The following is a 12569-nucleotide window of genomic DNA, read 5'->3' as shown; positions in this document are numbered from 1 at the left end:
AACGGGCAAAAAAATAAAAAGTGAGGCGTTGTCTTTTTTGTTTTTTTAAATTATTGACTAATGTGAAAAATTCTACATAATTATCTCTCAAAAAAGGACTTTAAATGACTCGTAACAAGACAATTTTGTCAATTTCAATAGTAATAACCGCGTTGTTATCGGGCTGTGCGCCGGTTCGCCACGCAGTACCTGAAAATCTGATTTACAAAACGTCAATTCCCGATATGCCGAACAATATCAGGGTTTTTGACCAGAATTTTATTCCCGATTTCAAACAGGATCCAAACGATGCCAACGGCTGCGCATTTTTGGCTCTTTCCGGCGGCGGCGCAAACGGCGCTTTCGGCGCAGGCGTTTTGTACGGCTGGACACAGAGCGGCAAACGTCCGCAGTTCCAGGTCGTTACCGGAATAAGCACCGGCGCATTAATCGCCCCGCTTGCATTTCTCGGTTCTAACTGCGATGAAGAACTGAAACAAATTTACACTTCAATTTCTGATAAAGACATATTCGACGTTAAAGGTTGTCTCGGTTTTATTGGAATGTTATGGAACGAATCGTATGCCGATACGCAGCCTCTTTCCGATTTAATAGAAAAAACTCTCACGCAGGAAAAGATTGACGCCATCGCACGTGAACACGCCAAAGGCAGACGTTTATATGTCGGCACAACTTATCTCGATGCGCAGCGTTTTGTTGTTTGGGATATGGGTGCGATTGCTTCGAGCAAAAGCCCGAAAGCGACGGAACTTTTCAGAAAAGTTCTGCTTGCGTCATCCGCTTTTCCGGGCGCGTTTCCGCCGGTGTGTTTCGAGGTTGCCGCTGACGGCAATATGTACGATGAAATGCACGTTGACGGCGGCGTTGTTACAGGCGTGTTCTGTTATTTCAAACCTCTAAGCGAAACTGGAAAAACGCCAAATGGGCCGTGCAATATTTACGTTATCAAGAATGGTATCGGCGCTCCCGACCAGAAGCAGGTGAAAAGAAATGCCATCAGGATTCTCGAACATTCTTTCTACACGATGATGAAGATGCAGACATGGAGCGATTTGAATCGAATTTACTGGATGGCCAGACGAGACAACGCCCAATTCGAATATATGTGCATCCCAAAAGAATATGTAGCGAAAACAAAAAAAATGTTCGACCCAAGGGAAATGAAAATCCTTTTTGATATCGGATATGAAAAGGGCAAAAATTGCGAGTGGAAAAATCAGCTCGTTATCGATTAAACCTCATTTTTGAGAGTTTTAACAAGGTTTTAAACATATAATTGAACCGCTTTTTCCTTGTTTTTTCAGGCATTCAGCGGTAGTATATCCATCGATACAAAATCATTTTTTTAAGGAGAATGAAGAATGAAGATCACGTCCATTATTTCAATTATTGTCTGCCAAATTGTAATTTGTAATTTTTGTTTCGCCGGTGAGTTGCAGCCAACATCGCCGCCCGGCCCGACAATGAAAACGCTCGACCAGATAGAGCCGAGAATTCCTATTCCCGCATCAGCACTTGGTTCCACTACGTTTTATATCACTGCCGGCGGTTCGTATTACCTTCAGGGCGAAAGACTATGTTCATCTCACGGCATAAGAATTGATGCCAATAATGTTACGATAGACCTTTGCGGCTATTCGCTAATAGGCAACGGTGCCGGAACTACATATGGTATTTATATTCTTGGCAAAAGTAATGTCGAAATCAGAAATGGAACTATTCGAAATTTCACTGTTGGTATAGATGAAGAATATACTACCGCAACAGATAATCGTGTGATTGATGTGCGTGTTCAATCAAATTCAAAACAGGGTATTCAGCTTGTCGGTTATGGCCACGAGGTCAGAAACTGCACATCCGTCTATAATGGTTTTGCACCCGCAGGATCGCAGGTGTACGGTATCCATGCCGGTGCAGGAGCCAAAATCACAGGAAATATGGTTCATTCTAACGGGGTTGGCGTTGCAGCGTATATTTTCGGTATCGTTGTTGGAGGTGGTTGTACAATAACCGGAAACACAGTTTATGATAATGGTGATGTTTCGACCGGCACTATGGTCTATGGAATCATCACCGATGTAGGCAGTACCATTATAGGCAATACAGTCTATTCTAACGGCACTTCAGCTACAGGTACGGTTTATGGCATTTATGCGGGAGGATACTGTATGCTTGACCAGAATACAGCTTATAATAATGGCAGCGGTACAAATAATATGTACAAACCGGCAAGTTGTGTCGGTACAAATTGTGCGCCGTAAGAAAAAAAGGCAAAGGAATAAAACTATGAAAAATAAATTATACTTTTTAATGTCGGTATTGCTTTTGATTTCAGGTATTGCAAACGCTGAAAATATCGACCCGAAAAACACCGGCAATCAGTACGCTTACGGCGAAAACGTTGGCTGGATAAATTTCGAGCCGGGCGTAACCGGCAGCGGTGCGTTAGTCGAACGCGATAAAGTTACAGGTTATATTTGGGCTGAAAATATCGGCTGGATTAATCTTTCGCCAACCACTTACGGCGGCGTTGCTAACGACGGCTATGGACATTTAAGCGGCTACGCATGGGGCGAAAATGTCGGATGGATTAACTTCGACCCGGATTATGGCGGCGTTTCTATCGACACTAACGGTAACTTTTCAGGCTATGCCTGGGGAGAAAATATCGGCTGGATTAATTTTAACTCAAGCGATTTATCCAATCAGGGCGTGAAAGTCTGCATCGTCAATTATCTGCATTTAAAAACGATGGCCGAGCAATGGCTCAAAACCGGCAGCGGCTGGTCGGCAGATTTATACGCCGACAATAATGTTAATTTCAGGGATTTCGAAATTCTCGCGAGCTACTGGATGGATTACTGCCCAAGCGATTGGCCACTGTAGAAAGAAAAATGGTACCTATTTTTCTTTATAAAAAAAGGCCCGGATAATTTCGGGCCTTTGAATTTACCTCGGCGAGTTACTTCTTGCAGCCTGTTTTGCATTTGCAATTTTCGCATTTGCAGTCTTTGCCGCATGTGCATTTGTCGCCGCATTTGCATTTGTCGCCGCATTTGCATTCCTTGGCTTTTTTGCAGCTATCGCATTTACAGTTTTCACACTTGCAGTTGTCCCCGCATTTGCAATCATCGCCGCATTTACATTCCTTGTCTTTGTCGCATTGCTTGGCGTCTTCCTTATTACATCCGGCTTTTGCGCCGCAGCCTTCGCCGGCGAATACCTTTGATTCAAACCCGGACAAACTCAAGCCGACAAATAATACTAACGCTAAACCGATTATACTAAGTTTCTTTAACATTTTAAATACTCCAAAAATTTAAGTTTTCAATTTTTAATTACAACAAAATACAATCTCTCTGTGCATCTCAAATTATGAAAACGCAAAGAATGGATTGTCCTTTGTCATTAAATTGAAATGGAGGTCCCGTTGATAAACACGTAATTTTAGAAATGAAATCAGACCGTGTTAAAGTTGCACTCGCCAAAAAGATTGGATTAACATTATTTTCATCAAATACAAATTCATTATCAAGAGTAGCGGTCGGCGAAGGTTTTTTATAGCAGCAGTTTTTTTGATTCTTGCATTTTCCGGTTGATGTTTGGGGAAGTTGAACTTTCGCCTGACAGCACGAATGAGATTTAGCCTTTAATTGCACAACTTTGCAAATCGACATCCGCAAGCATTTTGCTCCGGAATCAAAATAAGAGTCGAAGGCCAGCGACCCGGCCGCCAAAAGAGCTATACAAACCAAAATTGTTTTAAGCTTAATTTTCATAAATTCTATGACGTTATACGTTCCATAACGCCAAAATGGTTCAAAAAATCCGGCAAAATGCAATTTTACCTAACTTACGCAAGTGATTATTGCTTTAAACGCACAAAAAGCTATAATGACGTTTTAAATTTTATTAGAAAAGACAAATGACAATAGACAATATACGAAATTTTTGCATTATCGCACATATCGACCACGGCAAAAGCACGTTGGCCGACAGACTCTTATTAATGACAGGCACGGTCAGCCAGCGTGAGTTCAAGGACCAGATGCTCGACAGTATGGACATCGAACGCGAACGCGGCATTACCGTAAAGGCCTCTGCTGTAACGATGAATTATAAGCATGAAGGTAAGGAATATATGCTGAACCTTATCGACACGCCCGGCCACGTTGATTTTCATTATGAAGTATCACGTTCGATGACAGCCTGTGAAGGCGCGATTCTCATTGTCGATGCAACGCAGGGCGTCGAGGCGCAAACATTGGCAAACGCGTATATGGCGGTTGAATGCGGATTGGAAATTATTCCGGTTATTAATAAAATCGATTTGCCCGCTGCACAGGCCGATGTTGTCGCGGAGGAAATCGAACACACGCTGGGCATCAGCAGAAATGAATGTTTCAAAATCAGCGCAAAAAGCGGTGCAGGTATTGAAGAACTGCTCGACGCGATTACGACTCTTATGCCTCCGCCAAAACTGGATAACGACCCGCACATCAAGGCTTTGATTTTCGATAGTCATTTCGATGGCTACCGCGGCGTTATTTGCTACGTCAGAGTTTTTTCAGGTACTTTGCTGCCCGGCCAGAAAATTAAAATGATGGGCACCGCTCGTCCTTATCTTATTACAGAACTCGGCAAGTTTACGCCTTCGATGAAGAAAACCGATTCGCTCGGCACAGGCGAAGTAGGTTACGTTATCGCGAACATCAGAACTCTTGCGGATGTTACCATCGGCGATACGATAACGCTGTTGAGCGACCCTGCTGAAAAACCACTGCACGGCTACAAGAAACCGCAGCAGATGGTTTTCAGTGATTTTTATCCCGGCAATAATACCGAATATACACAGCTTCGCACAGCGTTTGAAAAACTTTCACTCAATGACGCGAGCTTTTCATTCTTCCCGCAAAACAGTCCTGCTCTTGGTTTTGGTTTCCGCTGCGGCTTTCTCGGAATGCTGCACATGGAAATCATTCAGGAACGTCTCGAGCGAGAAAACAATATCGAAGTCGTGCAGACCGCACCGACTGTAACGTATGAAATTCTGACAACAGATGGCGATGTTCTAAAAGTCGATTCGCCGAGCCAGCTTCCCGATATTACAAAAATTGAAGAGCTGCGAGAACCGATTGTCAAACTTGAAATCATAACACCAAAAGACAGTATCGGCGGAATTATGCAGCTCGCCGAGCAGCGAAGATGTATTCTGCTGAAAACTGATTACATCAGCGTAACGCGCGTTATGATGTCTTTCCGTGCGCCGCTGGCGGAAATAGTTTATGATTTTTATGACCAGCTCAAAGGCATAACCAAAGGCTACGCGACAATGGACTATGAGCTTATCGGTTTCGAGGCGGCAGACCTTGTAAGGATTGAAATCCTTATTAATAAAGATGTGGTTGACGCATTAAGCCTTATCGTACACCGCTCGAACGCTGAAGCCCGCGGCAGAAAATTATTACTGAAACTTCGCAAGGCGATTCCAAGACATCAATTTGAGATTCCATTGCAGGCGGCGATTGGCGGAAAGATTATCGCCAGAGAATCGATTAAGGCGTTCAGAAAAGACGTTACGGCAAAACTCTATGGCGGCGACGTTACGCGAAAAATGAAGGTCTTGAAAAAGCAAAAAGAAGGCAAGAAGCGAATGAAGAACATTGGCAACGTGGAAATCCCGCAAAAAGCCTTTATGTCAATTCTCGACACCAGCGATTAACGTGTCATTCCGTTACAGTCAGGAGGCGGAAGTATTTCGTTTGTTTTTTGCGCTTTTACCAGAATGAGAGCCGTATCCAACTCTCCCTCTGCTTTAATTTTCTGACCGCCGAGCAGAACCGTCTGCCCGTCAGCTACCGTAACTCTACTTAAGATTTGAGTTTTATTCACATTCGGAATTTGATATTCGTATTTTTCCTTATAGAGTTTCTTTTCAAATTCCACATCTGTATATTCAAAATCTAAAGCCAATGTGATTAAATCTGTTTTCTCTAATACTTTTGGCAGGACGGTCATTTTCACACCCGTTCTAACATTTCCTACTTTAGGCAGCGGCTCTGTCGAAGATTCATTATAATCTGAAATATAGTCGATTGGTTTGACTACGATGATAGCCGCGTCCTCGCCATCATAAACAGTTACTCTGGGAGCAGTAAGCATATTTACATCGCTGCTGCCTCGTACCATTTCCAACAACAGGTTACGCTGATCATCGTTTAATACACTGCCGTGATTTACATCGACCACAAAATTTGCATCTTTTATATCCTTGAAGAATTTTTCGTTTACAAATAAAATTCTTGATTCAACCGAAATTACAGACTTATCAACAGTATTTGAGTCGGCAGGCTTTTTAATCGGGTCTTTTTGTAAATGCCAGTCGATACCTTCCGCGGCCTGCCATTGTTTGCTGTGTGCCCAGTAAACAAAATTCAAATCTCCTTCGAGGATTCCGCCATCTTTTAAAACAAGTTTATAATGGATTGCGGGATTATTTACCTCATTAATTTTCTTAATACCTATAAACACCTTTCCCAGTTCGATCGTTTCAATTGGATTATCTTTAAAAGTCCTGCAAACCCATAGTGCAAAATCAGGCCAGGCCGTATGTACCATATAATCTAAATCAAGTTTTTTCCACCCATCCTCTTTCCAATTTCCGTTATCGTAATAACTCAAGATAGTATTGTAGTCTGCTGTTTTAAGTTTCTCGAAAAGCTGCTGTGCCATTTGCTCTAACGGCTGGGGGTTCATTAAAATCTCTTCAGTTTTTTCTTTTTCCTCTTTCTGATATTCACGGGTTTTAGCAAACTTTGCTCTTGCATCTTCAATTGTGTTGAATCTGTCATTTCCCGCATTCAGCCATCTGCCATTTTCAAGTTCAAAATACCGAACATCCACAGGTGCTTTTATCGGCTTGCTTGAGAATTCCTGCGGCAATTTCGCTATGACCGTCGCATATTTATTTTTCCAAATATGTACTCCAATAATCTGCGCGTTTTCCAGAGTCTTTATCCATTCCAGGTCAGGAGCGTTTTCATTAGATTGAGCTTTCAGAAAATTCTCCGAAAGTTTCTTAATACTAACCGCTGCCCATTTTTTATTGTCGTTAAGACCTGATATTTTATTTATCGCCGCATAAGCTGATTCAGGCGTTGAAAAATCATTATCAGCGAAATCGGCAACGCTCTTATCGACTTCATAAACTTTTACTTCGTTTGGTTCTGAGCCGCTATTTGCTTCTTTCATTTTCGGAAATGTTACGAATTGGTTGATTTTGTCGCCTTTGAACCAGAACAATAGCGTCCCCTGATTGTAATATATATAACTGCTTTGCGGTTCTGCGGATGTCGTTATATATAGTTTTTGAATATCCGCGCCCCTTTTCGCATTAACAACATTCACTTCAGCAATCGGTTTGCCATATACCCTGAAAACATCCTGCATAGTGGAATTCATCGATATGCCGGATTCGAGACTTCCTGTAAATCCAGGATTTAATCTTATTTCTGAAAGAGTGCCCTCGCTATTAAGCCAAAAATCAATTCCGTATTTACTGCGATAGTCGAGCCACCAGCCGTTTGTTTTGGTATCCTTCGTATCTCCGTCTGGTTTACCAAACTTTGAAACCAAAAATTCTCTCGTGCATTTCGCGTCGCCGACAATCACATCATCAAATCCAACACCTTCTTTGATTGTAACCGAAGAATAATCATTCTTTTCAACTTTCTTCAGAACATAATAGCTTGGCTTCTGATGGCGAATAGTATAATCGCCACTTTTCCATTCGTAGAACATATAAGTTGAGCCGGCTATTTCTTTGATGGTATATTTCGACGCGGTTTTCTGGTCGTTGTTATATAAAACCAATCCCTTTGTCCATTTTTCACGATAGCCTTTTGGCGCATTGCCATTTTTCGCAATCAAGGTACCATCTTTGTTGAATACCATTTCTTTCAGGAACAATTCACCCCAAATCCACGCCTGTTTATCCGGCTTGAAATTCTCAATCTCTCTGACATAATCAACGCTTTTCCATGTGCCAATTACATAAAAATCCCTAACGAATGGATAATCAAGTTTATCGACTATATATCCGTTTGCGTCAATAATACTGCCTTCGGGCAATTCGCTATCTTTCAATTTCCTGCTTGGTTTGTTTTCAAAATAATTACTGCGGGTCAGGTATATGGCTTGTACTTTGTCATCTCCAATCCAGATTCGAATATTTTTTTTAGGAACAGCGTAATAACCGAAGCCTTTTCTTCCATCTATGTTTTTAAAATATGTATTTTCAGTAAATTCATTTTTTCGACCGTCAACAACTTTCCTGGGTCGTCCTAATACTTTAAATGCTTTTTTAATGGAAGAGCCAACAGTAAGGCCGCCATCGAAAACATAATCACTCTGCCCTTCGAAGCGAAATTCTATAATATGGTCGTTAGCTATAAAAACGCGGAAATCATTTGGATAAAACATTATATAACGGTCAGGGAGATTATTTTTATCTAAAACTTCAACAGTTTTCTTTTTTTCATCTCCCCACATATATTTTTCCGGCTCGCCAAAAACTTCTGTGACATCAGCTTTTGTCGCAGTATCAATGTCGATTCGATTAATCTTTGCATTCATTTCTGACTTGATGATTCTTTGTGTATCGCAACTGCTTAATGTCAACATCATTGGAATTAATAACCCTGCAATCAATAGAATCACGATTGCGGATGGCAGCCAGCCGGCTTTTTCATTGTTTGAAATATCTTTGCCAAGAAGGCGTTTGATTCTCTCAAGCAAATTTCCGCCCGATGCCGCAACAGCTAATTCCGGTCTGCCGAAACGAATTTCTTCCATCGTTGCAAGAGCCTGTGCGTAATTAACTTCATCGCCTGTAATTTGCACAGCTACATCATCGCAGCAATTTTCACGTTCCTGTCTTATTTTATTTGAAACCCACCACACGGCCGGATGATAAAAACCGAGTATCTCAACAACGGTCTGTAAAATATTGACCAAATAATCGCAGCGTTTTATATGCGCAAGTTCGTGCGCTAAAATCGCCTCGATTTGTTCGCCGCTCAAACCCGTAAGCGTACTTGCGGGCAAAAGGACAACAGGCTTAAAATGACCTATAACCGTCGGCACATTAACTAATACCGATTGAACAACATCAATTGTTTTGTTTATGCCGAGAATTTTTGAAAGCTGATTTAATTTCGTTTTTATCTCTTTGGAAACCGGCGTTGTCATTTGCCTGCGAAGTCTTTGCAACTGCGTCCAGCCGCCAAGATACCAAATACTTAAAACAACCACACCAATAAGCCAGCATATTACTATTTGCGGCAGCAGAGTTTCTATGGTTTTTGTAAATCTGTCTTTCAGTGATTGCTTGACAGGCGCGGCCGGTTTAATATTCGTATCCTGCGGCAAATCAACCTTTATCGTTTTTGTCGGTTCTATTATTTGAAGATTATTTGCTTTGACAAGAACAGGGTTTACGCCGGGAACAGAAATATGTATCATTCTGATTGTTACCATCGGCACAGCAACCATAATTGCCAAAGCGATAAAGGCAACTGTATAACGCAAATTCGACGACACTTTGCGCATTAATCTTAAAACTATCGCACACAGCAGAGCGATTACAGCCCCCTGCCAGATAAAATGAACCAGTGTCCAGCCGAGTTTTTGCACCATTTCCTGTGATAAGATATTTTGCAGCGTTTGCATTTTATTTCTCCTTCACATCATTGAGTAATTTTTTAATCCTCGCCAGTTCTTCAGCGGAAACTTTTTTCGCTGACAGCGCACGCATAACCAATTTTTCAGCCGAGCCGGAAAAAGCTCTATCGAGCAGATTGCCAACCAATTGCTTTTGAGTGTTTTCTTCGCTAATCGCAGGTTTGTAGATATGCTGAAAACCGGAACCATCACGAACAAGCAAACCTTTGTCCGTCATAATCTGCATTATTTTGAGCGTGGTGGTGTAGCCTGTTTTAGTTTGTTTATTTATTTCCGCGTTGATTTGCCTGACGGTGGCAGGGCCGATTTCCCACAGAACATTGAGAATACCAAGCTCCTTGTCCGTCGGTCCCGTTATTTTACTCCTTGCCATAATACTGCCTTTCTTTCGTTTATATTTTAATCACATTTATGCATTGGTGAACAACGTATGGGCATTTGCCCCTTATCATTTATTTTATTTGCCTGTTTTAAAATTTCTTTCCCTTGCTCACTGCTCGCCAAAAACCAGTTATTAATATCGTTTGGCTTTGAAACGTACCTGTTATTATTCAAATCCTTGATCATTTCCTCTGTAACCTTAGTCCCCGCCTCTTTGCAAATATCTATGCATTTTCTGCCTTGAGGCGTGAATTTTTCCAGATAGCCGATAAATTTATCAGATTCATTTGGCTCTAATGCATAACTAAGCACACAAGCCCTGACTCCAGCCAATTTGCCGGAAGGAGCATCAATCGGTGGAATTTTATCGCCATCTTCTGCAAAAAGTTTTTTCGTATTAAGGTCATAAAACCATGCCTTACGGTTGAAAACACTCTTCGGCGGCCTGTATGGAATCAATTTAATTATCAAAAGAATGAAAAATAAAGCTACAGTTGCAATAGTTATGCGAATTATAATTTTGGGATTATCATTAATCCATTTTCGGACAGTCAGTCTTTGCCAGCGTTCCTTTAACTCGTATTTTAGGTATTTCCATTCTCTCATTATTTCGGTCCTCGTAATATTTCGACCATATAATCCAAATCAGGATTATCAACTGACGCTTCTATTTCAAACTTACAATCAAAATCTATCAATTTAACCGCCAATTTGACAGTTCGTTGGTCTTTATATTTATAGTACCCGCAATGTCCGTCAGCAAACGACATGTTAAAGCCCCTATCGTGCCTGGCTGTGATAATATGACCTGGTATAAGGTCAGGATTTCTCATAAATTCCCATTGAGGCTTTGATGATACACCATTCAAAGGCCAAAAAGCATTAACTAGCCAAGAGTCAGAGGTAGCACCTCCAAGACCGCCATCTGCTTCGACAAATGCCAGCTTATCTAACGGTCTTGTAATTGCAGTATATTTTTTAAAGGTACTGCAAGGCTGTCCGTCGTACCATCTTGGTCCGGTGAAGCCCATTGTTCTGGGTATCATATAATCTCGCAAACGGTCAGGTCTGACATTGGATGATTCATATCCGTCCGCCGTGGGGCATCCGTATAGTTTTATATATTGTGTATAAGGCCATAAAACGCCCTTTCTAATTGCTAATTCAGTTCCTCCAATCCAATTATCAGCCGCTGCCGGCCCGTCAACAACCCAGCACCCATCTTCTCCCAAACAATTTACATCAGGCGAACATAATTTATCACTGTTGTTCATTGCATACATCGACCATGCGAGTGTAAGCTGTTTAAGGTTTGAAAAACATTCTATGCGTTTAGCCTGTTCTTTGGCACGACTAAGTGCGGGCGTTAAAATTGACAACATCATAGCAATGATCGATATCACAACAAGGAGTTCTATCAAGGTAAAACCTTTATAGATTACAATTTTTATGGGTAATTTTTTCTCCATTTAAATACTCGGTCCTTCCAATATTTTAGCCGCATATTCCAAATCAGGATTGTTAGTCGATGCGTCATATTGAAATTCTCTATCTGTCTGCTCAACACACATTTTGATTGTACGTTTGTCTTTATATTTCCAGTAACTGCAATGTCCATCAGCAAACGAAAGGTTGCATCCATTATTATGTCTTGCTGTGATAATGTTTGCATTCGTATGGCCAAATAGTAATTTTTCTCCTATTTCCCATCTAACACCATTTGATCCTTCTACAACAGGCCAAAAGGGACCACATAGCCAATCAAGCCCTTTTACGCGATATCCTCCATCGGCATCAATAAAAGTCATTTTTTCTGAAGGTATTTTAATCCGTGAAAAAACCCTATAAGTTAATGATGGTTCTTTTGTAGCTAATGGTGTGACTTTTCCTAACTGTTCATGAGGATCATTTGGAAATCCCATAGTTTTTGCTAAAGAGTAATCTCTTATACGGTTTGGCCTGGCATTTATTGATTTATAGTTTGAAGCATTTTGACATTCATAAACTTTTATTGTTTTTAAGTAAGGCCACAAAACCCCATTTTTGATGCAATCTTCATTGCCGCCCTTCAGATTGTTCACATCAGCTATTCCGTCATTGACCCAACAGGCCGTATAATTAAATATTGGGGCTATTCTTGTATCGGACGAACAAAGTTTATCATCATTACTGTTAGCGTACATGTGCCATGCAGTTGTTAACTGTTCAAGATGCGATTGACAATCAATGCGTCTTGCCTGTTCTCTTGCTTTGCCAAGGGCAGGCATAAGGATTGAAAGCAGCATTGCAATGATAGAAATTACCACAAGCAATTCAATTAAAGTAAAGCCAAACTCAACTCTTAGTTTGCAGCCGCTCTTTTTAATCATTTATATTTCCTATAAACAATCCGGTAGAAGACAGCCTATACGAAACAATTCGTAGTGTCAACGAAAAAATTCGTAGGG

General features: G+C 41.1%; 10 protein-coding genes and 1 pseudogene. 4 read left to right on the top strand and 7 right to left on the bottom strand.

Annotation, left to right across the window (positions count from 1 at the left end):
• Positions 1-104: 104 nt before the first annotated feature.
• The 3 genes from LLF92_04140 to LLF92_04130 all read left to right on the top strand — a co-directional run bounded on the left by LLF92_04140 (position 105) and on the right by LLF92_04130 (position 2886).
• Positions 105-1235, top strand: a complete 1131-nt coding sequence (locus LLF92_04140) for a patatin-like phospholipase family protein (protein MCE5340302.1) — start codon at positions 105-107, stop codon at positions 1233-1235.
• A gap of 126 nt (positions 1236-1361) precedes the next feature.
• Positions 1362-2261, top strand: coding sequence for a hypothetical protein (locus tag LLF92_04135; protein ID MCE5340301.1), 900 nt, complete (start codon positions 1362-1364; stop codon positions 2259-2261).
• A 25-nt stretch (positions 2262-2286) separates the two neighbouring features.
• The gene (locus LLF92_04130) at positions 2287-2886 is read left to right on the top strand and encodes a hypothetical protein (protein ID MCE5340300.1); all 600 of its coding nucleotides are present in this window, start codon (positions 2287-2289) and stop codon (positions 2884-2886) included.
• 76 nt (positions 2887-2962) lie between these two features.
• Here the strand turns inward: LLF92_04130 and LLF92_04125 are convergent, their stop codons facing one another.
• On the bottom strand, positions 2963-3301 hold the full coding sequence (locus LLF92_04125; GenBank protein ID MCE5340299.1) for a hypothetical protein: 339 nt from the start codon (positions 3299-3301) through the stop codon (positions 2963-2965).
• A 624-nt stretch (positions 3302-3925) separates the two neighbouring features.
• On the opposite strand from LLF92_04125, the gene lepA reads away from it, so the two are divergent.
• Positions 3926-5722, top strand: coding sequence for a translation elongation factor 4 (gene lepA, locus LLF92_04120; GenBank protein MCE5340298.1), 1797 nt, complete (start codon positions 3926-3928; stop codon positions 5720-5722).
• Here the strand turns inward: lepA and LLF92_04115 are convergent.
• The 6 genes and pseudogenes from LLF92_04115 to LLF92_04090 form a co-directional block, all read right to left on the bottom strand.
• Entirely contained in the window at positions 5719-9729 is a 4011-nt protein-coding gene (locus LLF92_04115; GenBank protein ID MCE5340297.1) for a M48 family metalloprotease, read from the bottom strand. The genes lepA and LLF92_04115 overlap by 4 nt on opposite strands.
• Position 9730: 1 nt before the next feature.
• Entirely contained in the window at positions 9731-10114 is a 384-nt protein-coding gene (locus tag LLF92_04110; protein ID MCE5340296.1) for a BlaI/MecI/CopY family transcriptional regulator, read from the bottom strand.
• 26 nt (positions 10115-10140) lie between these two features.
• Entirely contained in the window at positions 10141-10728 is a 588-nt protein-coding gene (locus LLF92_04105) for a hypothetical protein (protein MCE5340295.1), read from the bottom strand.
• Positions 10728-10955, bottom strand: a complete 228-nt coding sequence (locus LLF92_04100; GenBank protein ID MCE5340294.1) for a hypothetical protein — start codon at positions 10953-10955, stop codon at positions 10728-10730. The genes LLF92_04105 and LLF92_04100 overlap by 1 nt, the downstream gene beginning before the upstream one ends.
• 456 nt (positions 10956-11411) lie before the next feature.
• A pseudogene (locus tag LLF92_04095) lies at positions 11412-11591 on the bottom strand (type II secretion system GspH family protein).
• On the bottom strand, positions 11592-12491 hold the full coding sequence (locus LLF92_04090; GenBank protein ID MCE5340293.1) for a prepilin-type N-terminal cleavage/methylation domain-containing protein: 900 nt from the start codon (positions 12489-12491) through the stop codon (positions 11592-11594).
• Positions 12492-12569: the final 78 nt, after the last annotated feature.

Source organism: Planctomycetaceae bacterium, assembly GCA_021371795.1.
In the GTDB taxonomy this organism is placed as follows: domain Bacteria; phylum Planctomycetota; class Phycisphaerae; order Sedimentisphaerales; family UBA12454; genus UBA12454.
The sequence above is the reverse complement of the archived record's forward strand: the minus strand, read 5'-3'. Positions and strand labels throughout refer to the sequence as shown.

Excerpts from the sequence above, each read along its gene's own strand:
- LLF92_04090 (MCE5340293.1), bottom strand. The coding sequence starts at position 12,491 with ATGATTAAAAAGAGCGGCTGCAAACTAAGAGTTGAGTTTGGCTTTACT.
- lepA (MCE5340298.1), top strand. The coding sequence starts at position 3,926 with ATGACAATAGACAATATACGAAATTTTTGCATTATCGCACATATCGAC.
- LLF92_04105 (MCE5340295.1), bottom strand. The coding sequence starts at position 10,728 with ATGAGAGAATGGAAATACCTAAAATACGAGTTAAAGGAACGCTGGCAA.
- LLF92_04135 (MCE5340301.1), top strand. The coding sequence starts at position 1,362 with ATGAAGATCACGTCCATTATTTCAATTATTGTCTGCCAAATTGTAATT.
- LLF92_04140 (MCE5340302.1), top strand. The coding sequence starts at position 105 with ATGACTCGTAACAAGACAATTTTGTCAATTTCAATAGTAATAACCGCG.
- LLF92_04130 (MCE5340300.1), top strand. The coding sequence starts at position 2,287 with ATGAAAAATAAATTATACTTTTTAATGTCGGTATTGCTTTTGATTTCA.
- LLF92_04110 (MCE5340296.1), bottom strand. The coding sequence starts at position 10,114 with ATGGCAAGGAGTAAAATAACGGGACCGACGGACAAGGAGCTTGGTATT.
- LLF92_04115 (MCE5340297.1), bottom strand. The coding sequence starts at position 9,729 with ATGCAAACGCTGCAAAATATCTTATCACAGGAAATGGTGCAAAAACTC.
- LLF92_04100 (MCE5340294.1), bottom strand. The coding sequence starts at position 10,955 with ATGAGAAATCCTGACCTTATACCAGGTCATATTATCACAGCCAGGCAC.
- LLF92_04125 (MCE5340299.1), bottom strand. The coding sequence starts at position 3,301 with ATGTTAAAGAAACTTAGTATAATCGGTTTAGCGTTAGTATTATTTGTC.